This is a genomic window from Stenotrophomonas sp. STEN031 (genome assembly GCF_056759975.1).
This window is the reverse complement of the sequence record NZ_JBRREA010000010.1, coordinates 26,112-48,785: the sequence shown is the minus strand read 5'-3', so window position 1 is coordinate 48,785 and position 22,674 is coordinate 26,112. Positions and strand designations below refer to the sequence as shown.

Here is a 22,674-nt window from a genome sequence, read left to right as displayed (position 1 = left end):
AGAGCAGTGCCGCCCGTGTCACCTCATAAGTACTTCTTGAAGCTGCCTGCGGTCAGGCTAACTGCCATCCCCAGCAACGCCGCGCTGGGCAGCAGGATGACCAGAGGATGCACCGATATGGGCAGAGCGAGATAGGTGACCCAAGGCAGCACGGCCAACGGCATCAGGCTGGCCTTCGCGCGGTGGTAGATGAAGCCGGATTCGCGGCCCGCGCCGAACCGGCGCACATCCCGTCGCACCAGGCCGTCAATCAGGCCGACGAATGCCGCCGTGAGGATCAGCGGCAGCGTGAGCACCAAGACCAGCAGGCGCACCAGGAAGGTGAGCGTCGTGAAGGCCGCAGCGATCAGGTAGCTCTCGGTCCAGACATAGACCTGGCTGATCCAGTAGCGGAAGTTGTGGGTCTGCCCGTGGCTGGGCGCTCGGGCGCGCTCGGCGGTCTGGCTCATGTGCTCCAGCAGCCCCGAGCGCACGAACACCCATTCGTATCCGGTGTCCACCAGCTCGTGCGCCGTCCGTCCCGGCTCCTGTACGACCACGCTGCGCGTGAAGTGGCTGGACAGGTGCCCGAGTTCGTACTGCAGCATCTGCTGGGAGTGGCGCCAGCCCTGGTCCTTCCAGAACAGGTGCATGCCGACGCACTCCACCACGATCGAGAACAGCAGCGAGCCGATCAGCACCCCGAGTAACCGGAACGGTAAGGTGAGGGTGCCGACGATCAAGCCTTGGCGTTGGTTCTGCTCCCGCTGCGCGGTCGAGGCGGCATCCTTCATGGCACGGCCTCGTTGCCCGCGCCATCGTCGGCGCCGGTGGCCACCGCGTCGGGCTCGGCCGCAGCGGCATCGTCCAGCAGGTCGTCGGGCAAGGCCGCATCCTGCAAGGCCGGCGAGCTGGTGAACTCCCACCACTGCGTGGCCTCGCTGTAGCTCTGGCGCATGTACCCGGCCAGTTGCTGCAGGTCCGCCGGCATCACTTCATCCGGGTCCGGCGCCGGCAGCGGCATGCGTACCTTCCAAAGCTGGCCGCCCTGCAGCAGCGCGAAGCATTGGCCTTTGGGCAGTCCAACGACGTGCGACGGCTCGATCATCGGCACGCTGGACATGCTGATGCGGTCCTGCGTGTTGCTGGTGAAATCCGTCGCCCCACGGATGTCCGAGCTATCGGTCGCGCCGGAGACGATGGTGGTGGTATAGACCTCGACCTTCGGCAACTGCCTCGTCAGCAGTTCGGCCGTGGCCGTCTCCCTGACCCTGAGCATGAACAGGTTGTTGAAGTTACCGATCACCTGACCGGCCTTCGCGCGGTTGCCGATGCGGGCCTCGATGTCCGAGAGCGTCTGCGTGTACGCCGTGACTTGCAGGCCGGCACCGCCGCCCTTGTTGATTAGCGGGATGAATTCATCGCCCATCAATTCATTGAATTCATCGGCATGAACGTTGATGGGCACGCGCGCACCGGCCGTTGCGCCCGGGAGGCCATCGTCGATCCCGTGCTTGTAGATGTGCCCGGCGACCGACACGAGATCGCTGAACATCGAATTGCCGACCGCTGCGGCAACCTCGGCGTCGGATAGCGCGTCCAGACCCACATAGACGACTGCGCGCTTTCGGATGACCTGCATCCAATCGAAGATCGGGCGCGGGTCGGCCAGGTCGGAATAATTTGGGGCCAAAAGCTGGGAAATCTTCCCGCTGGTGAGCTTCTCCAGCAGCGGCAGCAACGACGCGACGATCTTGTCGAAATACGTCTTGTCGTAGCGAACCGCCGAGCGCAGGCCGTCGAGAACCGGGTCGTAGTTGCGGGCCTGGGAGAGGTACTGTTCCAGCGCCACCACGCGCTTCTCGCGCCCGATCATGTTGCGCGGGATGTTCTTCTCGTTGAGCTTGGCCTCGATCTGGACGATCACCTCCCAGGCTTTGGGCTCAGTCTTGGCGAAGTAGTGCTGGGCGTACTCGATGAACAGCGCGTCGATGTTGATGACGTGCCGCTGGATCAGCATGTAGTCCGGGCGCTGCCCCAGCTCCACCAGGGCGCGGGCAATGATGTTCACGAAGCGCCATGCGAACTCGCGGAACGCCGCGCTGTTGCCTTCGCCGGAGAGCTGCCCCGCCACCCGGGTCGCCACTTCGCTGATGCGGCCGAAGCGGCCCACCGCGTTGTAGCGCGCCGAAATGTCCGGCCAGCCCAAGTGGAAGACGTAAAACTCGCCTTCACGGCCCGCGCGCTGGGCCTCGGCATACATCCGCTTGAGCAGGTCCGCGTCCCCCTTGGGGTCGATGACGATCACGACCTCGTGCTCGCCTGCGGCGTTCTTGCGGCGGATGTCCTGCGTGACGAACAACTCGGCCAGCCGCGTCTTGCCCACCCGCGTGGTGCCCAACACCAGCGAGTGTCCGACGCGCTCCCCCAGCGGCAGGCTGACGTCCACCTCGTCGGGCTCGATGCCATGCAGGCGCGGCAGGCCGCCGACAGGCGGCAACGGGCGCACGGGGTTGAAAGGCACGTCCCAGCCCGTGAGCGCGGGCAGCCGGGACAGCGGGAACGGCGCGAACTCCAGCCGTTCCTCCAGGCGCCTGGCCAGCCGGTAGGCCGGCGTCGGCTCGACGTAGCGGCGAAACTCCGGCCGGTACGTCTGCATCAGCCTATGGGTGTGCTTCTGCTCCCAGAGAAACCCGCGCCCCACGAACAAGCGCTGCTGGCTGACCGGCACGTCCTTGCTCGTCATCACGTACCGCGGCAGGCGGCGGATGTTGTGCCGGTAGCGCAGAATGACGCGGGCATCGCGGTAGCGGATCGCGCCGTAGGCACCGAATGCCAAGGCGCTGCCGACGCCCATCGAAGGGCTCAGCGCGAGCGACCATGGGGCCACCAGGCACAGAAACGCGGCGCCTGCACACGCCGCGATGGTGTATAGCTCCACCGCTGGGCGTAGCAGAACCTCGACCGGCTGTTTCCCCGACATGGCTTCATTGCTCGATGCCAGTGGCCGTGATCAGCGCCGGGTAGTGCCGCAGGCCCAGGCGATCGGCCAGGTCGTCGCTGGCAACGGGGGCGAGCGGCAAGCCTGGCGCCAGCGCGCGCAGCCGCGCCAGGCCCTGCGCGGTCTCGACGTTGACCACCAGGCCGACCGCGCCACGTTCGCGCAAAGCGGCGGCGCGGCGCTGCAACCAGGCCCGGGAAGCCTCGTCGTCGCCGATGACCACGAACGGCCGCAGGCCGGGCGCTTCAATCACACGCCGCGCGACGGTGCCAGGCGTGAGCTTGGCGCTGCGCACCGGCAGCATCGCGGCTTCGTCCGCCGGTGTGGCAGGAAGCTGGGGCGTCGGGATGGACGGCCGCGCCGGTGCGTTGGCGCGCGGCTGGAGATTCAGGGCTTCGTAGTACGGCAATGCCGACGTGCCGCCACGGTCCTCGACAACGATCAGTGGCTCGCCGGCACGCGAGGCCAGCGGCAGGCCTGACAGCAGCATGAGTAGGCCCGTGAACGCGAGATGGGCGGGATGGGGTTTCGTCATGGGGAGGTCTCCTGGCGCGCCGCGAGGACCGCGGCGGCTGGTCGCGTGCCCTACCCGCGGGCAAGGTGGCGCGACACGCTGCGCCGATAGCGGGCGGCGGGCTCGCCGCCTGCGGGGCGGTGGTAGCGGCCGATCGCCAGCAGCCAGTCCTCGCCGGGGGTGTGCTGCTCCTTCAGGATCTCGGCGGCAACGGCCAGGTTGCGATACGGATCCAGCAGGTCGCACGCGCCGGTAAAGCGGTGCTTGTGGTAACCGAGGTTGATCTGGCCCAGGCCCGCATCAATGCGCGTGTGCGGCGTGGCGCGCATCGCCTGCTGCAGGCCAGCGCAGGCGTCGGCGCGCGTGGCGAAGCGGCGCGACTGGCCGGCGACGTTGAGGGACCACGGCCACGGCACCAGGCGCCCGTTGCGCCGGATGCCGCTCTCCTGCAAGGCCACGGCGTAGAGCACGGTCGAGGGGATGCCTGCGCGCTGGGCGGCAAGCTGGTAAGCCGGTGGCGGAACCTCCTGGGCCAGGGCGGCAACGGCATACAGGCCGGCAGTGAGCACCAGTGCGCGCAGGGGCATGGCTACGGCTGGCGCTGCCATTGGCCGTTCACTTCGCGCACGGCGGCGGGCAGATCGCCGGGCAGGCCCAGCGACAGCCAGCGGCCGCCGTCGTGGTTGAGCGTGATGCTGCCGGCGCGCACGCGCGCCGGGTCGATCTGCGCGCGCTTGGCCCAGTCGCGGATGCGCGCGTCATCCTGGCGGCTGCCCACCATGTACAGGTCGAACTCCGCGCCCGAGGATTGCAGGCGCTGCACGAGCTGTCCGCAGGCTGCGCAGCCGTCCTTGACGAACACCGCCATGCGGCCGCTGCCGCGCAAGGGACTGCTGGATGTGCCGGCGCCCGGCTTGTCGTCGGGCAGGTTCACGCGCTGCATCCCCGGATTCAGGCGCTGCCAGGCCTCGTCGTAGGCGCGCTGGTAGGCGAGCAGCTTCTCGACGCGGCGCGCTTCCACCTGCACCTGCAGTTCCGCATAGCGGCGCCGTTCTTCGTCCGTGCGAGCTTCGATGCCCAGGGCGGACAGCGGGTCCAGGTTGGGCGAGTAGATACCCAGCGGCCCATCCATCAGCTCGCGGTAGCGTGCCCATTCTTGTGGCTGCAAGCCCCATTCGGTTGCCACCCGGTCGTCCAGCACGCGGGCGGCCAGCGGGCGCTCCTGGCTCTGTGCGTTGCGCGCCGGGGTCGTTGCGGGCTGCTGCGCCCAGGCGGGCCATTGCGACGACGCCACCAGGACCGCGAAAAGGAGGATCGACGGCTTCATGGGGTGCTCCGGTCAGGGAATCGCCACGCGGCGGGTGTGGTTGCCGGCCTGGAACACTGCGGTGTTGCCCTCGATCGCCTGCAGGCGCCACGGGCCGACCGCATCCCCGGGCAGCAGCACCTGAAGTTGGGCGGGCGTGAAGTCCCCGGTGCTCGGCGCGACGGACACGCTGCGCTGGCCGGCGCGCAGTTCGGCGCCGACGACGCGGAATGACAGCGGCGACAGCTCGGTCTTGGAGGCGGCGGACGTGCGCGATGCGCGCCGCTGGGCGGGTGCGGTGGCACGTGCGGCGGCTTGGCGCGCCTTGATCTGCTCGACCTCCGCGCGAAGCGCCTGGAGGTCGTCGGCCGCTGCGTAGCCACTGAGAGATTTCTCGACCTGGGCCGCGCGTGCTTCCAGGATCTGGCGGGTGTCTTTGAGGTCAGCGTCCGTCGCGACGGCCGGGCGCTGCTGGATGGCCTCGATCGTCTCGGCCAAGCCAGTTGCCTGCACTTCCAGGCGTTGCAGGCGGGAATCCAGCCGCTCCTGGTCGGCCTGGTCGCTGAGGGCCTGGTAGCCCAGGGCCACCAAGACGCTGAGGAAGACCAACCAGAGCCACAGAAGGCTCTGCACCACCACGACGGCGCCCGGGCGCCGGGCAGACTGTGGGGAGCTCATGGCTGGCCTCCCGAAACCGAAGGCTCCAGCGGGAACGTCTGCACCGCCTCGGCGGCGGGTGGCTCGGATGCGGGTTCGATGACCGCGCTGTCGGCGGGCCGTTCGAAGCAGATTTGCCGTGCGCGGTCATCCGCGTGCAGTTCCCAGGCCGGGCCAGCCAGCGTGAGCAGCGCATCGCGCAAGGTCATGGGGCCGAGGTGCAGGTGCGCCGCCGGCAGCGGCAGCGCGTACAGCTCGATTACCGCGTGTGCCGTCTGGCACAGGCTGTAACCGCTACGCTTGAGCACATGCCGCAGCCCATCGCCGACGGTGGCACGGGCATCTTCGGGCATGGACACGTCGATGGTCTGCAACAGCAGGTCGCGCTGCGCCGCTCTGGGTGCCAGCTCGACCAGCGTGTAGCGACCGTAGCGCACGACGGGGATGTACTCGGGCGCCTCGGGTTCGGGCGCGGCCGAGACTTCCTCGATGGCATCAGGTGCGGGCGGCGCAGTCGTCGTAGCGCAGCCGCCAGCCAGCACCGACCAGAGCAGGCCGAGGACTCCAGCCAGCAGGCGGCGTTCGGGATGGTGAAACCAAGGTGGAGAGGGGCACATAAGCTCGGCGTCCTGAAACATCGAGCCCTCACCATCGCCGCTAAGACCCGGGGCAGCAGCAAACAATGCGAACCACGCTGCGTCCGATTTACCGGCAGCGGTCTAGTCGAACAAAAGCGGCCTTGAGGGGGCCGTAACGGAAAAGCTCGGTCGCGGTCGGCGGATGGAGGCCGGCCGCTTGACTGCTACTATTTGTTAAAACACCAGTGGACGGGGGCGTAAATGAGGGTTTCTCGGGTCAGGTTGATCAATTTCGCCAATTTCTCGGATGTTGATGTCGAGACGGGGGAAAGTATCGTCATCGTGGGAGAGAACAAGGTTGGCAAGAGCAATTTCATTCGCGGCCTGCAGTTGATCCTTGATCCGGGCTTGTCTGAGCGCGATCGACAACTGGGGCTTGAACATTTCTGGGACGGACTTGGCGAAGACAAGGTTGGTGCGACCATTGAGGTCTCTGTGGATCTAACGGACTTCACAAACGATCCCCGACTGATGGCTCACCTCAACGATTGCGTGATTGATCCTGGCCCACCCATGGTGGCCCGACTCACCTACCGCTTCCAGCCTAAGGCGGGCCTGGGGCGCGCTCCGGAATCGTTGAAGGACTATGAGTATGTGATCTTCGGTGGCGACGATCCCGACATGCGTATCGGCGGCGCACTCCGCCGGATGTTGCCAATAGATGTTCAGGTAGCCCTGCGTGACGCTGAGAAGGACCTTGCGAGCTGGCGCAATTCGCCATTGAGGCCGCTCATTGAGGATCTTGCCGCGTCGTTGGATGATGACGCCCGTGAGGAGATTCAGGATCAGGTCGACCAAGCACAGCGAGAGCTGGCTGGACACGAGGAAGTGGTAGCGACAGCAGAACGGATCAGCGAACGGCTGATCGCCATCGCTGGGGGGCAACATGCCGTTCCGGTATCGCTCGGACTTGCACCAACTAGAGTCGACGCGTTGCTGCGCAGCCTGCGGCTGCTGATCGACAACGGCGTACGCGGAGTCGGCGATGCCAGTTTGGGAACCGCGAACCTGATCTTCCTGGCGCTGAAGAGTCTCGAACTGGACCGCCTCGTTTCCGATGGAGAGCGCGACCACACCTTCTTCGTAGTCGAGGAGCCCGAAGCGCACCTGCACCCGCACGTGCAGCGTCTAATCTATCGTTACTTCCTTGGCACGGGGGCGGAAGATGGTGAGGAACAGCCACCGCTTACGACAATCCTCACAACCCACTCGCCACATATCGCAAGCGTTGCGCCGATCAGATCTATTGTTCTGCTGCGCCATGACACAGCGGAAGGCAAGACTGTCGCGGTCTCGACAGCAAACGCACCTTTCACGCAGCGGGATGAAGAGGATCTTCAACGTTACATTGACGTCACTCGCGGCGAGATTTTCTTTTCTCGGGGGGTGATTCTGGTCGAAGGCGACGCCGAGCGCTTCATCGTTCCCGCGTTTGCCGAGGTACTCGATATTCCCCTCGATATGCTTGGAATCACTGTGTGCTCGGTGGGGGGGACTAACTTCACCCCGTATGTGAAGCTACTGGGCCCTGAAGGACTCAACATTCCCCATGTGATCCTGACGGACCGGGATCCAACCAATGGTAATCATCCATTGGTTCGCAGGCGGCTTATCAATGTCCTTGACGTGATTGAGGGCGGTGTCGATCACGAAAACTTGGATGCGGATGAAGTGATCGAGCTTGCCGAGCAGTACGGATACTTCGTCAACGAGAACACGTTGGAGCCCGAACTATTTGCAGGTGGACTGGCGCAGGACATGCAGGAGGTAATTCGGGAGGAACTGCCGCGATTAAGGAGAGAAACTCTGAATGCCTTGCAGCAGTGGGTGGACGATCCTGATCAGGTTGATGAAGACTGGCTGCTCAGATTGATCGAGAGGATCGGAAAGGGGAGGTTTGCGCAGGCACTTGCACCGTCGGTGTCACAGGACGTTTGTCCGGCTTACATTCGTTCCGCTCTGGAGCATATCCGTGACGCCATCGCGTAGTGTCAGCACAGCCTACTTGGCTCAGGCTGCCGAACTGGCTGGGAATCCGGGTCAGTTGGCAGCCTACAACTCTCAAGGACATTGTGTGGTACTCGCCGGTCCCGGGAGCGGTAAGACCAAGACACTCGTCCTAAAGCTCGCCCGCATCCTAGCCGAAGACGTCGAGGCCCCTCGTGGCGTTGCGTGCATCACTTATAGTCAGGAGTGCGCTCGCGAACTCGCTCGCCGAATTGAAAGCTTGGGACTTCAGCAGGCACCTAATCTTTTCATTGGTACGGTCCATGGGTTCTGTCTGCGTCATCTCTTGATGCCGTATGGACGCCTGGCCGGCCTGCCCATATCTTTCCCACTTTCGGTGGCCACTCAACGAGTCAGTGATCGGTTGTTGAAGCAAACTGGAGATGCGCTTTTCGGCCAGAACCATCCGTACAAAGTTATTGACCTCGGACGGCATCGCCGTTCCGTGCTCAATCGAAATAGCGTCGCTTGGCGTAGCGAGGAGGAACTCGCTGCCTGGGCCGAGACCTACGAGGCCGCTCTGCGCGACGAGGGGCTGATTGACTACGATGACATGGTTGTCTTCGGCCAACGTTTGATCGCCGAGCACGACTGGGTACTACCTCTGGTTCAGGCAAAATTCCCCGTGCTCGCGGTGGATGAGTACCAGGATTTAGGTGTAGCACTGCATCGCATCGTCAAACGCCTTGCCTTCGACGGGGGTGTCCGACTTTTCGCTGTCGGGGATGCGGATCAGTCGATATATGGATTTACGGGGGCTGATGGCGCGTTGCTCATGGAATTGGCGGCTCGCAGAGACATTGAGCCTGTCCAGCTTCAATTAAATTACCGTTCTGGTGCAGGGATCGTGACTGCGTCAGAGATGGCGCTTGGAGAAGCCCGAGGCTATCAAGCGAGCGATCCTGCGCGACAAACGACCATCGAATTTGTCCTGCGCCCGGGTGGTACGGCGGACCAGGCTGCGCACGCCGTCGCGCAGATCATTCCGGCGGCCTTAGCCTCCAAGCCGGGACGAACACTGGGCGATATCGCGATCCTATACAAAGACTATCGCGCAGGCGATATCGTGGCTAAAGCTGTGGCAACCGGCGGTCTCGATTACATCCGTGTGGATACCGCAGCACCTTACCGCAAGGTTGCCCTAACAAGTTGGGTAGAAGATTGTGCGGCGTGGTGCGCGGGTGGCTGGCGTGTTGGACGCCCACAATTGCGTGGACTACTCGACCGCTATCGCGCATTTCATCGGGCGAGCTTGGACGATTCACAGGCCAAGCGCGAAGAGCAAGAGCTAACCGCCTTGCTATGGGAGCTGCGCGCTGACCAGCAACCTGCGCGAGAATTTGTTGCTTCGTTGCGCAACGGTGTAGTGGATCATCTGCTGGCGGCTGAATTGGCGCTCGCTGATCAGAAAGAGCAACTGGATCGCATGACGGCAGCGCTCGCCGAAGGCGGTGCACTGGCTTCGCTAGACATCACTAGTTTGGGCGGTCGGGACGGTTCGCCCGATCACCTGAATCTGCTGACACTGCATTCCGCAAAGGGCTGTGAGTACGACGTCGTCATCATGGTTGGACTCGACCTCGGAAATCTGCCGTGGCGCAATGAAACTCCAGAGAAGTTGCGCGAAAGTCGCCGGCTCTTCTATGTGGGACTCACACGTGCTCGCGACGAGGTCCACATGCTGTATTCGGGCTTCGTTGATGGCCGCTATGGCCCTATGCGCTTTGGGCGCTCGCCATTCCTTGATGAGCTGGAGGCGCGAATGCGTGCCGCTGGCATTTGAGTGTGAACCAGGGAATCTGGAGTGTCGGTGCTGCGTCGGCGCATGTCGAGCAACACCACAGTCGAGCTACATCTTTGCAGCCAAGCGATTGGCTGCAAAACGCTCGCGCGAGAGTCTGGCGGCGTTATTCATCGAGTCTAGGTTATCGATACACCATAGACCGTTGATGCAAAGAAAGCGCTCACTAAGCACTGCTTCAAGTATGTTTGGAAGGGTTGCGTTGAAGAATCCGGCACCCTTGACCGTTGGGGCCGGATCTAGCTCAAGCATCGCGACCGGCAGGTCAGAAAGGCACGGGCCGAAGTGGCCGGCCGAAGGGAACTTGCCCCCAAACTCGGTGCGCAGACGCTCCTTTCCCATGCTCTTGGTGAGTGTGCTATATCGCTCCTGCCGCAGCAACCAAAGAGACTTGACGCCCGCCTCGCGGTACCGCTCTTGGCGTTTACGGTAGTCACGGAGCGACTGATACGATCTTTGGATCTCGACAGCCAACCTAACCCCATTGCGCTCACCCCAGACATCAGCCTGCCAGCGACCTGCATCACCCGAACCCGGCATTTCAACCGAGGCACGGCATCCAAGATCTTCAAGCACGCTGCGCACAAGTATCTTGGCCGCCAGGTGCCATTGGCTTTCTTCGGAAGTACTGCACGCACCTCCTAGATGCGCAAAGAAGGGGTACCCATTAGCACTAACCTTGGGAATCGCTGGAGCGTTGCAGCAAGGCATCAGCAGATCACCGACGCAGTACGCCCGTTGCAACTCTTCCCACTGCGCCTGAGACATATGCAGTGCGTTGGCTGCACCAGTACCATCTGCATATGCTGCTTCGATCACCATAGCCACAGTGCCTCCTTGAATCTCGGTATTGTCTAATCAGTTTAGCCTTCCCCGCGCTGGGAGCGGGGCGGTGATCGAATCCTCCGAGCAGCAATTTCCTAGAAAAATGCCGGCACCCCCGAAAGGATGCCGGCAGACAGCAGATCACGCAGTTACCAATTGCCGGGCCAATGCGACCTCCACGGAATCACCATCCTGGTTCAGGACATCGAGCCCCGATTCGGGTACATCGCCCGAAGTGGACTGCGAGACCATGATCTTCTTGGCCATCAGCTCCAGGCAGGTCATCTGCGAGGAGCCGGCGTAGCCCAGGTACATCACGCGCACGGACAGCTTCTGCCCGATACGCCAAGAGCGGCGTGCCGCCTGCTGGAGCGAATACACGTTGTAGCCCGACTGCATGAACACGATCGTCGGAAACTCCAACAGGTCCAATCCCGTCTTGACAAGCTCCGGATTGGTGATGAGCACGTCGATGCCACGGTCCAACTGCTCGGCGATCCAGTCCTCGCGGCGGCTGGCATCCACGCTTGCGCGCAGTACCGCCACTTTGAAGCCTTCCTGCTCCAGCAATACCTTCAACCGGCTAGTCGTGTCGCGCGTGCCGGTATAGACGGTGTAGGCCAGAACCTTGCGGCCCTGTGCTTTCTCTTCCCTGCAGATGTCGATCAGCTCACGCTCCTTGGGGCTGATCTCGAACTCGTTGAACTGAGCCGGGACAAACGCCAGGGTGTTGCGCGTACGCGGATGCACAACGGTCTCCGACCGGAAGCAGCAATCCGGCCAGGCCAGCAGCACATTGAGGACTACACCGAGCAAGGTAGTATCGCGTCGCGCCAGAGCCTGTTTCAGCTCCGCGGTCAGCCGACCTGCCAGATCGCGGTAGGCCGCGGCTTGCGCCGTGTCCATCGCGACTTCACGAAACTCTTCGTCATACGGCGGCAGGACATTGCCGCCGATGTCTCTGAGCTTGAGGAAGATCGTGAACGGCAGGATGCAGCGCAGCACACCCTTCGGGCCGAAGCCCGGGGCCTTGACCGTTCTGACACTGACTTTCGTGCCTTTCGCGGTCTTGTGCGCCGTCCCGGTGCTCTCGGAATAAATGTCCTTCAGGACACCGTGATCGCGCATGAACGCCATCGCGGCCGAGGTCATGCTGCCGCTCGTGGTCGGGCGATAGCCGTCTTCGATCATCCGCCCGGGAAGGGCTCGGAACAGCAGGTAGAACAGATCGTCGCCGTAGCCGCCCATCAACGTGCCGGTCAGCAGCAAGGTCTTGCGAGCCTTCGCCGCCAGCACGCCCATGGCCTGGCCCTGGGCGCTGCCGCCGTTCTTGTACTCGTGGGCCTCGTCGGCGATGAGCAGGTCGAACGTGCCTTGCGGCAGGTAGCGCTTGATGAACTCGGACGGTTGATAGCCGCCCTCGCCAAAGCCGAACTCCATGTTGGCCATCGCACGTTCCATGCGCGTGGCTTGACGGTCGGAAAACACCAGCTCGCCGTTGCCATCCATGAGGTTGATGAACTCGTGAATGTTGTCGCCGAGCATCGAGGCCAGGAAGCCGTCGCCGAACTTCTGCATCAGCTTCTGCGCGGTGACTTCCCCGATCGTCGGGATGCGCTTCAAGGCTTTGAGCACGGCCGAGGACTGGTCGCTGCCGGACAGGCTGCGCGGGCGGATCAGTGTCCACAGGGGCGCAGCGCAATGGCCGCACTTCCTGCGGGATTCCTCGGCTTCGAGCGCGACCGGGTTGACCGGCTCGCCGTCGAGGTCGGTGATGACCGTGCCGCAGTCCGGGCACGCTGCCACGTCGCCGTGGCGGGTGCGCCGCGTGGTGAAAACGGGCTTCCAGTGGAAGCCCATCCGCATCCTCACGCGGCCCAGGACGAAGAACTCCTGACCCGTGGGCTGGACACCCAACTGCTCACGCAGCTTGATGAGCTTGACGAGCGTATCCGGCCCGTTGAGCACCCACACTTTGGCGCCCGCTACCGTCTCCTGGATCTCGCGCCGCCACTTGTAAACCAGGTGCGGTGGCGAAAGCACCAGAGTGCGGCGGTAGCCTTCGGCGTTGAGCACGACAGCCGTGGCGATGCCGACGGTCGTCTTCCCGCAACCCATCTCGCCGTTGACGATCGCGGCGCGTTCGCCACGGTCGATCAGCAGCTCGGCAGCAGCGTGGACGACTTCGGCCTGGGCCGGGAACAGCTTGCGCTTGAGGCTGGCGACGATGAGTTGCCGGTGCGCCTGCGGTTGGCCGGTATAGACCGGCGGATTGGCGCTGTTGAGGGCGTCGAGCAGTTCGTCGCCGAACTCGCCAACGAAATCCTGAAGGCTCAGGGTCAGAGGGTTGGATTCCGCGTCGAGCAGTTCGCCCTGCACGGGTGTGGCTTCAGCGGTAGTGGTGTCGAGATCGAGGGACATGGTGATGCTCCAAAGAAAATGGGGCATGCACCACCCCCAACGGGGCTATGGCATGCCCCGGAGTGGGAAGAGAATCGGCGCGTGGCCGAAGGTTGAAGGTGCGGGCCTGGGTGGCCTGCGAGTGAACCGTGCTCAGTCCTCGGACGGCAACACGATGACGGTGGCGCTGCGCTGCGCGTCGGTAACGATGCGAATGGCCAGCCCTGGGTGGATCACGTAGTGCGACTCCAGCGAAGCACCTGATTGAAGCGCGGTGCTGTTGGCCTGCCATTGCTGGACGTTGACGTCTCCCCAGTCGCCACGGGTGTGGCGCCTGAAGTACGGGATTGGGTCGAGGCGACCCGCGCGGACCAGGCGGTCAACGGCTCTGCTGAAGATAAGCGCCCCGATGGGGAACGCCAGCCTCTGGCAGTAGGTTTCGATGCGATGCGATGCCATGGGCTCCTCCTTGGTTATTGAGCCACGACACCCCTGGCGGAGTGAAGTGGCTCCGTCAGGTGGATGGGATGACGAGGCGGTGCCTTCAGATCAGGTCGCGCTCTTCGGGAAGCTGGACCACCGTGGTCTGGTGGTCTTCGCTGGTCTTCACGATCAACACCAGTTCCGGCGTGATCCGGTACTGGGAGATCATCAGGTTGTCCTGATCGAGTGCGACATCGTTGGCCTGGCGGGTGGCCTCGTCGATCTCGCCCCAGTCGCCGCGCACGTGGCGCTGCACATAGGACAAGGGATCGATGAGACCTCGGCGGGCCAGCCAATGCACCTTCTCGCTCAACTGCAACGAGGCCGGTGCGAACAAGGGTTGCTTGTGCGGCGCGGGCCGCTTGAACGGATTGGGGAACATGGTGTTTCTCCTTCGATGAAGTGCAGCGGGACGTCAGGCGTCCGGGGGATTAGCGGATGGTCAGCACCTCGCCCCGTGTCGGGGAGCCAGGCGTCATGTCCCATGCGCGGATGACGGGAACAAACTTGTCGGTGAGGATGCGGGTCTCGGCGATCGAGCCGTCTTCGCGTTCGGTGAATTCCCGCTGGAGCGTCTTGTCCTTGTGGGTGTCACCTTTGACGACGAGCACGCGCCCGGTCTTGGAGCGCACAACCCCCGAGATCGCACCCGCGGCCAGAGCCAGGGCGAGATGCCAGTGGGACAAGGCACGCGCCGGCGGACGCAGCGACTGCTGCGCGGCCCCCAGGTGCGTGTCCAGCGACGGCCAGAGGCCTTGCAGCCGGCCGACTTCATCGGCGAACTGCTCCGGCTCCATCGTCACGCGGAAGAAATGCTCCGGCTCGGCCGGACTGGCGGGGACGATGTACGGCAGGAACGGCCAATCGCTCGGCAGCTCCTCGGCTTCGACTTCGCCAAGCCCAACCTGCAGCAGCAGATTGCGCACGGCCTTGACGCCATCGGGAGCCTGTTCACGCTGTCGCACCCTTCGGCCGAAGATCACCACCTGCTTGAACTGCGTCTCCACCGCTCGGTAGATGCGCAGGTCCGTGTAGTGGCGTGTCAGCCAGCCGACCAGCTCCGCATCGAGCACGTAGGCGGGGACGATGAAGACCAGCACGCCGCCGTACTGCAACAGCGACAGCGAACGCTGATAGAACAGCTTTTCGAGGCGGGCACGGCCCTGGCCCTGATAGCCGATGTTGCCGTTGACGTCCTTGGACAAGTCGCCATACGGCGGGTTGAGCCAGAGCAGCCCGAACGACTGCTTGGAGACCATCGTGTCCATCAGGTCCGCGTGCAGGCAGTGATCGACCAGGCCGCGGGCATGGCGTGCCCGCTCCGCGTCGAACTCGACCGCGAACGCCTTGGCCTGCTCGCGCCCGAGGGCATGGGCGGCTTCGGCGATCGCCACGCCTTCGCCGGCGCAGGGATCGAGGATGCACATGGGCCCGTCGCTGGGCATCAGTGCGTTGAGGGCTCTTTCGAGCGTGGGTTCGTCAGTCGGGTAGTAACCGTTCTTAGCGAAATTGCGGGCGAGCCGCGGGAACATGAGGGCCATGGAAGTCTCCTGGTTGGCGGGGAGGAAACACGGAAGCACGCCAAGGCGTGCCTCCGTGGGTGGGTCAGGCCGCTACCACTTCCGGCGTCCAGATCTTGGCCGGGTATGGATAGGCGGTGAGCACATCACTGCGGATCAGCGAACCCAGCGCCAAGGTCAGCGCCGGCACGTCGATGGCTAGCCGATGGCCTTCCAGCGGCCCGAGGGCGAACGGAAGGCGGGCCAGCATCTCGCGGCTTTGCAGCAGTTCCAGCACGGTCTCGCGCCAGTGGTCGAGCAGCGGCAATGGGCAGGTGTCCCGCACCAGCATCCACAGGCGGTCGAGCCGGTGGGCGCTGTCGCGCGGCAGCAGTGCCAGTGCGCTGGCGTTGGCCTTGTCGGGCTTGACGCAGCGGCGGTCGAACAGCCACACGTTGGACAGCGAACCGAACAGCGTTCGCCGATAGGCGCGCGTGACGCGCTTTTCCAGGCGATCGACGTTGCCGATGAACACCGGGACGCTGCCGCCCTGGTCGGTGATGATGTGGAACTGGTCCAGTCCCTGCTCGTCGCGCCCGAGGGTCAGGCGAGCCAGGAACTGCTGGACGGCGGTGTCGCGCGCCCAGATGGACAGGAAGATCAGGTTGCCCTGGTCATCGCCGACGCAAGCGTCGGCCATCACGTCCGGGCATTCGTCGATGCGGTACAGCGTGGTGGAAGAAGTGTTTGCGAGCATGGTGGTGTCCTCGGATTAACGGGAACAGCACCGCCCGCTGGGGCAAGTACTGCCCCAGGGGGTGGAAGAAAAACGCTCAGTCCGGCTCGAATTGCCGGGTGTGCGGGTTGAAGTGAAGCGCCTCGTCCACCGCCGTGATCGGCGTGAAGCCGTCCAGGTAGATGTTGTTGAGGTACTGATCGCGGTAGGTCAGTGCCTGCCGTGCCTGTTCCTCGGTGAGGCCGTTGCTGATGAAGTACTCCAGCATCTCCTCGTCGGAGGACACTTCGTCGTTGGACAAACTTCCTTCAACGAGTGCCAGCAGCGAGGGTGAGAGCGCAGCCAGGATCGGGTCCATGTTGGTTCCTCCTGGCTCAGGCCATCAGCGTCGCGGCGGGAGCCGTGACAGCCGTGGGTGTGCGCCGCCGTGCGTGGTAGGCGCGAACGCCTGCACGCCAGTCGGCGGACTGCTCCGGTGCGAGGTCCAGATAGGACAGCGGGCACGAGTAGTAGTACGGGTGCATGGACTCTTCCAACGGCTTGTAGCCCCACTGGTTGCCGCTGCGTTCCAGCAGATCGCAGCGGATGTAGCGCAAGGACTGGCCCGGCGCGAGATCACGATGCACACCTTCGACCTTGGCGGTCAGTTCGACCACTGACCACAGCACGTTGCCGCGCAATGCGTGAGCGATAACCTTCGCGCTGACGCGCTCGGTCTGCTGTGGTGCGATCAGTTCCGCGATCAGTTCAGACCGCGATTGGGGAGAGAAATACCAGCCCATGAGAGGCCTCCTCGAAAAGTTGAGCTGGAGGCCTCCCCGTGGGGAAGAACCCCCAGTGGGTGATGGAATGCCGCAGGTGCAGCGAAGGAAAACCTATGCCTTACCCTTAGTCCCAGTCGTCATCGTCGCGATCACAACCGGCCGGACAGCAGCCGAACTCGATCCCATGCGAGCAATAGCCATGCTCCGCATTCCAGTCCTGGGTTTCCTGCCGTTCGGCCGGTGTTGCGTAGTCCCATTCCTGTGCGATCTTCAGCGCCTGTGCGCGCTGTTCTTCCGGCAATCGACCGAGTTGCGCGTCGATCGCCGAACTGAAGCGTTCGACGTAGTAGTCGTGAGACAGTCCGCAACCCTTGGTGGCTTGTGCGGCTGCCGTCTCGCAGAGAGCCCGCCACGCGGGTTCATCCAGCGCGGAGCGGGGGATATCGCAAGCGATGGTGGACATGATGAAGACCTCCAGAAGATGGCCAGGGCCTCCCCCGCATGGGGAAGGAACCCCGGCGGGTGGATGAAGAACACCGCGCATGCGGCGTCTACGATCACGCAGGTTGCAGTTCGGCCTGGCGGCTCCACTCCTGCGTCTTGAAGTCCAGCGCGTAGCCCAGCTCGCCCAGGCGGGCGATCTGTGCACGCAAAGCGCGGCGGTCGATGGTCGAATCCAGTTTCACGGACTCGCCCAGCGGCCACAGCAGGCCGAAGAGCGCGGGGTCACCGTCTTGGGTGCTGCCGGGGGCAGCAGCCTCAGCAGGTGGCGGCGCATCCACGCCAAAGGGCGTGGTATCGACCATCGGGTCCGCGGACGCCTGCACGGGTGCGGGCTTGGCGGGCCTGGACGCTTTGGTCGGCTTGGCCGGCGTTGTCGCAGGCTGCGCCCCTTGCTCTTCATCGAGCGGATCGACGTCCTGGGTGGCGAAGCTGCGGGCTTCGTCGCGGCTGAGTTTGTCGATGCCGTTGAGCGTCATGCCGTCGAGGCTGGCACGGATCTCGAACCGCATGCCGCCGCCGACCGGATAGGACTTCGGGAAGATGTACCTGATGATGAATTCCCCGTCGTACTTGCCTTCGGGGTACTGCTCCAGCTCCGGGTCTTTGACCTCGAAAGTACCGAGGTGCGTGGCGAGGCGGCCAACCGTGAACGGGCCGTTCTTGCCGCGGATGGTACGCAGCGTGAGCTGGCCGGGGACGACGATGGGCGCAACCGATTTCTCGGAAGCCGATGGGGTTGCCATGATGGTTCTCCTGATGATGAATGACGGGCCGCCGACGGCACCCGGTGGATGAGAGGAAATGGCCTCGCCCGAGGTGGGCGAGGTCCGCGTGGCATCACGCCTTGAGCTGGCGCATGCCTTCGGCCAGCAGCCACAACGCCCGGTTCAGGCGCAGGTTCTGGTCGATGCCTTGCACCGGACGGGTGCGCTGATTGCGGCCGTTGGCCGTGCGTCCGTTCAGGCCCCCTTTGACGAGGTTCTCCTGGACGCGGTTGAAGACGGCCCACAAGTCGTTCTTGCGGTCGTCCCATCGCCGGGGTGCCAGCAGTTGGCTCTCCGTGACAGGCGTGGACTTGGCTGGATCGTCGTACTTGAGTGCGAGCGCGGAGTTTGCAAAGACCTCCGCTTCGCCCTCATCGAGGGTGATGGTGCGCATCGCATCGCGCGCGTTCTGCACGCGCTCGAAGCCTTCGAGGACTCCGTAGGCACCTTCGATCACCTGGCTGGCCACGTCGCCCTTGTGGGGAACGCGGATGTCGGCGGTGGTGTCACCGCAAACCAGGCCGTTGTGGCAGACGAACCGGAACATGCCGGCGAGCATCTGATAGCTGCTCGTGCCGTCGTGGCTGTTGAGCAGGATGATCTCGTTCGCCTCGTCGCCGTTGATCTGGCTCGCATGGCGAAGTCGGATGAGGTGCTTCGTGTACTCGCGCCGGTCTTCGTTGCGCACGCGTGTCTGGCACACCATGAAGGGCTCGAAGCCCTCCTGGCGCAGCTTGGTCAGCACGGTCGAGGTCGGTATGTAGGCATACCGATCGGACCGGCTCCCATGCGGAGCGTCGGCGAAGATCGACGGAACGACGGCACGAATGCGGTCGTCCGAGAGTGGACGATCGGAGCGCAGGATCGGGGATTGCGGAGCAAAACGGGATGCCAGAGACATGGCTGATCTCCTTTGAGAAATGCGGTAACCGCGCGGCGGTGAGACCACGCGGAACTCGGGGGATGAAATGCGCAAGCGCGCGTCATGGGGACGCGGCGGATGCGGGAAGAGAAGCGACAAGGCCCCGTGAGGGGCCATGCCGTATCAGAACGAAGCAGCCAATGCCGGCTCCTGCTCCTCGACTTGCGCCTCGGGCTCGCGCTCGGCGGGCTCGGTGGCCGTGTCGATGGCGTCGTCGGCTTCGGACGCGGATGCGTCTTCGGCCGGCGGCGCCTCGGGTTGCGCCTGGCTCGTCGGATAGACCTGGGTGCCGTCGATCTTGATCAGACCGATGTGGACCAGCGTCGATTCCAGGCTTGCGGCCGGTTCCCCGGCGTGCTCGCCCTTGGTGCGGATGTACGGATCGATCTTCATGTCGTTCAGACGGAAGGCGATCAGCACCTTGCGGTCACCCTCGATGGCCTGAACGCACCGGCGAACCAGATGCTCGGCTTCCGGGGTGGCGACGATGGTGTCGAAGTACCGATACTCCGGTTCATCGACAGGCCCGGCCAGTGCTGCGACGGTGCAAGAGAGGAACGAGTCGCCAGCCTTTGGGGTGACGTCCTTCACACGATTGAGATAGCCGATGCCGCGGGTGATCAGCTCGTGCTGCTCGATCGAAGCCAGTTCGGCCCGGTCGATCAGTTCGGCCTTGAGCAGTCGCGCCTTGAGGGACGCGGCGGCCTGACCCTTCTGCTCACCCTTGTCGCGGATGTACGCATCGCCCCACAGGTCACCGAGGCGAAATCGCACCAGCGGGCGCTGCTTGGGATCGTCAACGCCGATGTAGCGCTGAACGAGCTTCTTGGCCTCGGCACCCGAGACCTTGACGTCGAAGTAGCGGTAGCTGGGGTCCCGGGCGGGGCCGACCAGCGCGGCGATGGTGCAAGCAAGGAAAGGCTGCGCACGGCGGCCGCCCCGGACGGGCACTTCACGGACACGCTGGACGTAGCCGATGCCCGAGGTGTGGAGGTCGAAATACGATTTCTCGTTGGACGTGGTGTTCATGGTGAATCTCCATTGGGATGAAGCGGAGACACACCGGCCCACGCATGCGGGGAAGGTGCGTAACCCCGCGGTGGGTTGATAAGGCGAAAGCATCCGCCACCAGAGGCTGGTGGCCGCTCGCGGATGGATGCGGTGCGAGCTGGCTCGGTCACGCAGTGGGAACTGCGCCGCAACCTCGAAGACCGATGGTTGCCTGGCATGTCGCTGACAACGTCAGCAGGCATGGGGTCAGCATGGCCGGGCCTCGCGCGCGCGGCAGCAATCAATCGGCATCCGGGTGCTTCCCTTTGTCCGCGCCGCCCGGCGCCTGCCACAGGCATTTGGGGCGGCGCAGGTGCTCGGGGTATCGGCGAGGGGGCGGCTGGGACGGCTCCAGGCGCCGCCGCCGCGCGCGCCAATCAGCCGCCAGCCGGCGGCGCGCGGGCTGGCGCCGCCTTCGTCGGGTAAGGTGTAGGTGATCAGGCGGATGTAGCCCAGCGACTTTGCCGCCTGCCAGGCCGCGCCGTATAGCTTGCTGCAGGCGTTGGGTGTGCTGTCGGTGCACAGCCGTGTGACTTCCCGCGTCCAGCCATCGTCCAGGTGCCGCGCGACCGGCCGGCCGACGATGGCCACGCCGCGGATCAGGTCGCTGTCGACCAGCGTGACGGCCAGGGCGAACTTCGCAGCCTGGACCGGACGGTGATGGTGTGCCAGCACGAAGACGTTGGCCGTGCGCAGCGACACCGGCAGCAGGTGCAGCCTCGGCGAGGTCGATGATGTGTTCATGCGGTCGTCTCCGGTGGCATGCCGGCGCTGTGGCCCGCGGGGCGTGCCTTGGCGGCTGGAGACGAACGCGCATGCGCGGCGATGGCCGCGGTGCGAACAAAAGAAAGCCCCCGGTGCGGGGGCTGCGAGGGCTGCGCGGCGGTTGCCGCTTCAGGCGGGAGGCACCACGGCCAAGGACAGGTGCGTGGCGGTGGCGGACAGCACGAGATCGTCCGCCGAGTGCAGGAGGCGCGTGAACAGGCCGTCCTTCGGGTCGAAATACTCCGCAAAATCGTCGCCACCCAGCTCGCGGCCGGCGAGGTGCCACCAGTCATCGAACGGGTCGGTGTCCGGGTTGCAGCCGACGGCGTAGGCGAGCAGTTGCTGGCGTCCATCCGGGCGACGCTCCCCACGCTCGGCGAGGAAGTACACGCCCTGGTCCTTGACCAGGACGATGCGGCACTGATTGGCGATGGCTTCGGTCAGCACGGGGCGCAGGTCGGCGCCTTTGAATCGCAGTGACATGGATGAAATCTCCTGTGTTAAAAAAAGAGAAAGGCCCTCCACCCGATGGGATGAAGGGCCTGTAGGTCACGCGGCCGGAATGGCTGGAACGCCGTGGCGGGTGCCTCGGGTCAGCCGAGGGGCGTCATGCCGGGACGGCTTGGCGCTTACGGGCCGCCTTCGCGTCGAGGATGCTCACGTCGATCTGGCGCCAGCGCCCGTCGTCGATGAGCCGCTCCAGCACTTCGCCGAGCATGTCGAAATACACCTCGTCGTGCCGATCGACCAGTTCGACCGATTCACCGTTCTGACGGTGCAGTTCCACCACGTAGGTGTCTCCGCCGCGGTCGTAGAGGATCGTCACCCGGCCCTCGAACTTCGCGGTCGAGACCGTGAAGCTGATCGCCGGCGGGGTCTCGATGATCTTGGAGGGCGTGGGATCGACCCAGGTGAAGTCGCGGGCACCGGCATCCACCAGCATGTGGGTGATGCGCCGGAAGCGATCGGGGGCCGGCATCTCTTCCAACTGCTCGATGAGCTGGCCCAACTCCATGCACTGCGGCGTGGGAATGGGCAGCTTGGCCGGCGCCGAGCCGAGGATGTGCCTCGTGATGGTGTACGGCGTGCCGTCCGAAGTCTTCTCGGTGATGACCTCCGGCGTGTCCGCGCGCAGTCCGTCGAAGCGACGACGGGCATAGGGTTGGACATGCACCTTGGCGCCTTCGGCAGGAACCGTGGTCACCAGGCTGGGATCGAGCACCGCGAACTCGGAAGGCTTGAGCTTGACGACGATGGCATCGTCGGTCGCAGCGACCACCTTGCCGTCGAAGGGTTGGGGGTCGATGGCAAAGCCCAGCGTTGAGGACAGCGGCTGATCATCGAACACGCGGTACTTGAACGATCGCACGTTACGGGGCACATGGCCTGCGACCAGCGAAGGCATCATGGATTTGATGAGGGAACGGTCCATGGGGAAACTCCTTGAGAAATAACAAGGGATTCCCCGCCCGCAAGGGAGAGGTCCCTTGTGGGTGGCGTGGATGGACGCGGTAGGTCCGTAGGAAGAAACGACCAGCACGGTTTCCCGTGCTTGCAGCCTCGAAGGTCTCGACTGCCTGGGCATGTGTCGGCAGCGCCGACGGACATGGGGTAAGCATGGCCCCGGGGTGGTCGGCCTGCCCGCAGGAAACGGCACCGCAACATGCCCGCATTCCTGTGCTGCGTACAAGAAAAAGCCCCTCGAAAGGGGCCGGAGGGGTCAGGCTTGGTACACGAAGTAGTGCTCGCGCTGACGCGGAAAGAACACGTGCTTCCACGTGTCCCCGCTTGTGTTGCCACCGTCGAAGATGACCATTTCGTAGTCGTCCACGTCGGTGTCCATCAGGTCGGCGCTGGCGATATGGCGCATGTGCAGCATGCCGCTCATGCGCTCGACTACCAGGATCTGGCCGATGGCATCGTCCTGGCTCATGGCATTGAAGCAGGCTCCAAGCTGGTGCTCGAAGTCCGATACGGGCGAGATGAGATCGGGGAACATGGGATCGCTCCTATGAAAGTGAACCGGCCCGGCTCCCTGGCGGGAGACGGGCCGGCATGC

At 64.3% G+C, this 22,674-nt stretch carries 25 protein-coding genes; 2 read left to right on the top strand and 23 right to left on the bottom strand.

Going from position 1 to position 22,674, the window contains the following annotated elements; all coding sequences use genetic code 11:
• Window positions 1–23: 23 nt before the first annotated feature.
• From ACVOLQ_RS06770 to pilL2, 7 genes are read right to left on the bottom strand one after another with little or no spacing between them, the layout of a single operon-like run.
• Complete coding sequence (locus ACVOLQ_RS06770; protein ID WP_003050279.1) at window positions 24–773, bottom strand: TIGR03747 family integrating conjugative element membrane protein; 750 nt, start codon at window positions 771–773, stop codon at window positions 24–26.
• Window positions 770–2,962 (bottom strand): type IV conjugative transfer system coupling protein TraD, encoded by a 2,193-nt coding sequence (gene traD, locus ACVOLQ_RS06765; RefSeq protein ID WP_003050282.1) that lies wholly within the window; start codon window positions 2,960–2,962, stop codon window positions 770–772. The genes ACVOLQ_RS06770 and traD overlap by 4 nt, the downstream gene beginning before the upstream one ends.
• A gap of 4 nt (window positions 2,963–2,966) precedes the next feature.
• Window positions 2,967–3,515, bottom strand: a complete 549-nt coding sequence (locus tag ACVOLQ_RS06760; RefSeq protein ID WP_003050285.1) for an integrating conjugative element protein — start codon at window positions 3,513–3,515, stop codon at window positions 2,967–2,969.
• 50 nt (window positions 3,516–3,565) lie between these two features.
• Window positions 3,566–4,081, bottom strand: coding sequence for a transglycosylase SLT domain-containing protein (locus ACVOLQ_RS06755; RefSeq protein WP_481527505.1), 516 nt, complete (start codon window positions 4,079–4,081; stop codon window positions 3,566–3,568).
• A gap of 2 nt (window positions 4,082–4,083) precedes the next feature.
• Window positions 4,084–4,821, bottom strand: a complete 738-nt coding sequence (locus ACVOLQ_RS06750; protein ID WP_003050292.1) for a TIGR03759 family integrating conjugative element protein — start codon at window positions 4,819–4,821, stop codon at window positions 4,084–4,086.
• A gap of 12 nt (window positions 4,822–4,833) precedes the next feature.
• Window positions 4,834–5,478, bottom strand: a complete 645-nt coding sequence (locus tag ACVOLQ_RS06745) for a hypothetical protein (RefSeq protein ID WP_003050295.1) — start codon at window positions 5,476–5,478, stop codon at window positions 4,834–4,836.
• The gene (gene pilL2, locus ACVOLQ_RS06740; protein ID WP_020307822.1) at window positions 5,475–6,074 is read right to left on the bottom strand and encodes a PFGI-1 class ICE element type IV pilus protein PilL2; all 600 of its coding nucleotides are present in this window, start codon (window positions 6,072–6,074) and stop codon (window positions 5,475–5,477) included. The genes ACVOLQ_RS06745 and pilL2 overlap by 4 nt, the downstream gene beginning before the upstream one ends.
• Before the next feature lie 243 nt (window positions 6,075–6,317).
• On the opposite strand from pilL2, the gene ACVOLQ_RS06735 reads away from it, so the two are divergent.
• Window positions 6,318–8,084, top strand: coding sequence for an ATP-dependent nuclease (locus tag ACVOLQ_RS06735; protein WP_228480065.1), 1,767 nt, complete (start codon window positions 6,318–6,320; stop codon window positions 8,082–8,084).
• Window positions 8,068–9,885 (top strand): ATP-dependent helicase, encoded by a 1,818-nt coding sequence (locus ACVOLQ_RS06730; RefSeq protein WP_023656982.1) that lies wholly within the window; start codon window positions 8,068–8,070, stop codon window positions 9,883–9,885. The genes ACVOLQ_RS06735 and ACVOLQ_RS06730 overlap by 17 nt, the downstream gene beginning before the upstream one ends.
• 66 nt (window positions 9,886–9,951) lie before the next feature.
• Here the strand turns inward: ACVOLQ_RS06730 and ACVOLQ_RS06725 are convergent, their stop codons facing one another.
• The 16 genes from ACVOLQ_RS06725 to ACVOLQ_RS06650 form a co-directional block, all read right to left on the bottom strand.
• Window positions 9,952–10,725, bottom strand: coding sequence for a competence protein CoiA (locus ACVOLQ_RS06725; RefSeq protein WP_003050307.1), 774 nt, complete (start codon window positions 10,723–10,725; stop codon window positions 9,952–9,954).
• Between the two features lie 144 nt (window positions 10,726–10,869).
• Window positions 10,870–13,149: a helicase-related protein gene (locus ACVOLQ_RS06720; protein WP_003050309.1), complete on the bottom strand. Its 2,280-nt coding sequence runs from the start codon at window positions 13,147–13,149 to the stop codon at window positions 10,870–10,872.
• A 132-nt stretch (window positions 13,150–13,281) separates the two neighbouring features.
• The gene (locus ACVOLQ_RS06715; protein WP_003050312.1) at window positions 13,282–13,587 is read right to left on the bottom strand and encodes a hypothetical protein; all 306 of its coding nucleotides are present in this window, start codon (window positions 13,585–13,587) and stop codon (window positions 13,282–13,284) included.
• Window positions 13,588–13,672: 85 nt separating this feature from the next.
• Window positions 13,673–13,993, bottom strand: coding sequence for a hypothetical protein (locus ACVOLQ_RS06710; protein ID WP_003050315.1), 321 nt, complete (start codon window positions 13,991–13,993; stop codon window positions 13,673–13,675).
• A gap of 49 nt (window positions 13,994–14,042) precedes the next feature.
• Entirely contained in the window at window positions 14,043–15,191 is a 1,149-nt protein-coding gene (locus ACVOLQ_RS06705) for a DUF6094 domain-containing protein (protein WP_219641870.1), read from the bottom strand.
• Window positions 15,192–15,216: 25 nt separating this feature from the next.
• On the bottom strand, window positions 15,217–15,867 hold the full coding sequence (locus ACVOLQ_RS06700; protein ID WP_003050322.1) for a hypothetical protein: 651 nt from the start codon (window positions 15,865–15,867) through the stop codon (window positions 15,217–15,219).
• Between the two features lie 76 nt (window positions 15,868–15,943).
• Window positions 15,944–16,204, bottom strand: coding sequence for a hypothetical protein (locus ACVOLQ_RS06695; protein WP_003050326.1), 261 nt, complete (start codon window positions 16,202–16,204; stop codon window positions 15,944–15,946).
• 16 nt (window positions 16,205–16,220) lie between these two features.
• Window positions 16,221–16,628, bottom strand: a complete 408-nt coding sequence (locus ACVOLQ_RS06690; RefSeq protein ID WP_003050329.1) for a hypothetical protein — start codon at window positions 16,626–16,628, stop codon at window positions 16,221–16,223.
• Between the two features lie 106 nt (window positions 16,629–16,734).
• Window positions 16,735–17,073, bottom strand: coding sequence for a hypothetical protein (locus ACVOLQ_RS06685; RefSeq protein WP_003050341.1), 339 nt, complete (start codon window positions 17,071–17,073; stop codon window positions 16,735–16,737).
• 94 nt (window positions 17,074–17,167) lie between these two features.
• Complete coding sequence (locus tag ACVOLQ_RS06680) at window positions 17,168–17,857, bottom strand: DUF3275 family protein (RefSeq protein WP_003050344.1); 690 nt, start codon at window positions 17,855–17,857, stop codon at window positions 17,168–17,170.
• A 94-nt stretch (window positions 17,858–17,951) separates the two neighbouring features.
• Window positions 17,952–18,779 (bottom strand): DUF932 domain-containing protein, encoded by an 828-nt coding sequence (locus ACVOLQ_RS06675; protein ID WP_003050347.1) that lies wholly within the window; start codon window positions 18,777–18,779, stop codon window positions 17,952–17,954.
• Window positions 18,780–18,923: 144 nt separating this feature from the next.
• Window positions 18,924–19,829, bottom strand: coding sequence for a DUF3577 domain-containing protein (locus tag ACVOLQ_RS06670; protein ID WP_003050351.1), 906 nt, complete (start codon window positions 19,827–19,829; stop codon window positions 18,924–18,926).
• A gap of 228 nt (window positions 19,830–20,057) precedes the next feature.
• The gene (locus tag ACVOLQ_RS06665) at window positions 20,058–20,594 is read right to left on the bottom strand and encodes an XF1762 family protein (protein ID WP_003050355.1); all 537 of its coding nucleotides are present in this window, start codon (window positions 20,592–20,594) and stop codon (window positions 20,058–20,060) included.
• Between the two features lie 150 nt (window positions 20,595–20,744).
• The gene (locus ACVOLQ_RS06660; protein ID WP_003050357.1) at window positions 20,745–21,098 is read right to left on the bottom strand and encodes a DUF3085 domain-containing protein; all 354 of its coding nucleotides are present in this window, start codon (window positions 21,096–21,098) and stop codon (window positions 20,745–20,747) included.
• 124 nt (window positions 21,099–21,222) lie between these two features.
• A complete protein-coding gene (locus tag ACVOLQ_RS06655) occupies window positions 21,223–22,047 on the bottom strand; it encodes a hypothetical protein (protein WP_003050359.1) in 825 nt (274 codons plus the stop codon).
• Between the two features lie 288 nt (window positions 22,048–22,335).
• Window positions 22,336–22,614: a hypothetical protein gene (locus ACVOLQ_RS06650; protein ID WP_003050361.1), complete on the bottom strand. Its 279-nt coding sequence runs from the start codon at window positions 22,612–22,614 to the stop codon at window positions 22,336–22,338.
• Window positions 22,615–22,674 lie beyond the last annotated feature (60 nt).

What these genes read in the sequence shown, in the direction of transcription:
- ACVOLQ_RS06770 (WP_003050279.1), bottom strand. Translation starts at nt 773, where the DNA reads ATGAAGGATGCCGCCTCGACCGCGCAGCGGGAGCAGAACCAACGCCAA.
- traD (WP_003050282.1), bottom strand. Translation starts at nt 2,962, where the DNA reads ATGTCGGGGAAACAGCCGGTCGAGGTTCTGCTACGCCCAGCGGTGGAG.
- ACVOLQ_RS06760 (WP_003050285.1), bottom strand. Translation starts at nt 3,515, where the DNA reads ATGACGAAACCCCATCCCGCCCATCTCGCGTTCACGGGCCTACTCATG.
- ACVOLQ_RS06755 (WP_481527505.1), bottom strand. Translation starts at nt 4,081, where the DNA reads ATGCCCCTGCGCGCACTGGTGCTCACTGCCGGCCTGTATGCCGTTGCC.
- ACVOLQ_RS06750 (WP_003050292.1), bottom strand. Translation starts at nt 4,821, where the DNA reads ATGAAGCCGTCGATCCTCCTTTTCGCGGTCCTGGTGGCGTCGTCGCAA.
- ACVOLQ_RS06745 (WP_003050295.1), bottom strand. Translation starts at nt 5,478, where the DNA reads ATGAGCTCCCCACAGTCTGCCCGGCGCCCGGGCGCCGTCGTGGTGGTG.
- pilL2 (WP_020307822.1), bottom strand. Translation starts at nt 6,074, where the DNA reads ATGTGCCCCTCTCCACCTTGGTTTCACCATCCCGAACGCCGCCTGCTG.
- ACVOLQ_RS06725 (WP_003050307.1), bottom strand. Translation starts at nt 10,725, where the DNA reads ATGGTGATCGAAGCAGCATATGCAGATGGTACTGGTGCAGCCAACGCA.
- ACVOLQ_RS06720 (WP_003050309.1), bottom strand. Translation starts at nt 13,149, where the DNA reads ATGTCCCTCGATCTCGACACCACTACCGCTGAAGCCACACCCGTGCAG.
- ACVOLQ_RS06715 (WP_003050312.1), bottom strand. Translation starts at nt 13,587, where the DNA reads ATGGCATCGCATCGCATCGAAACCTACTGCCAGAGGCTGGCGTTCCCC.
- ACVOLQ_RS06710 (WP_003050315.1), bottom strand. Translation starts at nt 13,993, where the DNA reads ATGTTCCCCAATCCGTTCAAGCGGCCCGCGCCGCACAAGCAACCCTTG.
- ACVOLQ_RS06700 (WP_003050322.1), bottom strand. Translation starts at nt 15,867, where the DNA reads ATGCTCGCAAACACTTCTTCCACCACGCTGTACCGCATCGACGAATGC.
- ACVOLQ_RS06695 (WP_003050326.1), bottom strand. Translation starts at nt 16,204, where the DNA reads ATGGACCCGATCCTGGCTGCGCTCTCACCCTCGCTGCTGGCACTCGTT.
- ACVOLQ_RS06690 (WP_003050329.1), bottom strand. Translation starts at nt 16,628, where the DNA reads ATGGGCTGGTATTTCTCTCCCCAATCGCGGTCTGAACTGATCGCGGAA.
- ACVOLQ_RS06685 (WP_003050341.1), bottom strand. Translation starts at nt 17,073, where the DNA reads ATGTCCACCATCGCTTGCGATATCCCCCGCTCCGCGCTGGATGAACCC.
- ACVOLQ_RS06680 (WP_003050344.1), bottom strand. Translation starts at nt 17,857, where the DNA reads ATGGCAACCCCATCGGCTTCCGAGAAATCGGTTGCGCCCATCGTCGTC.
- ACVOLQ_RS06675 (WP_003050347.1), bottom strand. Translation starts at nt 18,779, where the DNA reads ATGTCTCTGGCATCCCGTTTTGCTCCGCAATCCCCGATCCTGCGCTCC.
- ACVOLQ_RS06670 (WP_003050351.1), bottom strand. Translation starts at nt 19,829, where the DNA reads ATGAACACCACGTCCAACGAGAAATCGTATTTCGACCTCCACACCTCG.
- ACVOLQ_RS06665 (WP_003050355.1), bottom strand. Translation starts at nt 20,594, where the DNA reads ATGAACACATCATCGACCTCGCCGAGGCTGCACCTGCTGCCGGTGTCG.
- ACVOLQ_RS06660 (WP_003050357.1), bottom strand. Translation starts at nt 21,098, where the DNA reads ATGTCACTGCGATTCAAAGGCGCCGACCTGCGCCCCGTGCTGACCGAA.
- ACVOLQ_RS06655 (WP_003050359.1), bottom strand. Translation starts at nt 22,047, where the DNA reads ATGGACCGTTCCCTCATCAAATCCATGATGCCTTCGCTGGTCGCAGGC.
- ACVOLQ_RS06650 (WP_003050361.1), bottom strand. Translation starts at nt 22,614, where the DNA reads ATGTTCCCCGATCTCATCTCGCCCGTATCGGACTTCGAGCACCAGCTT.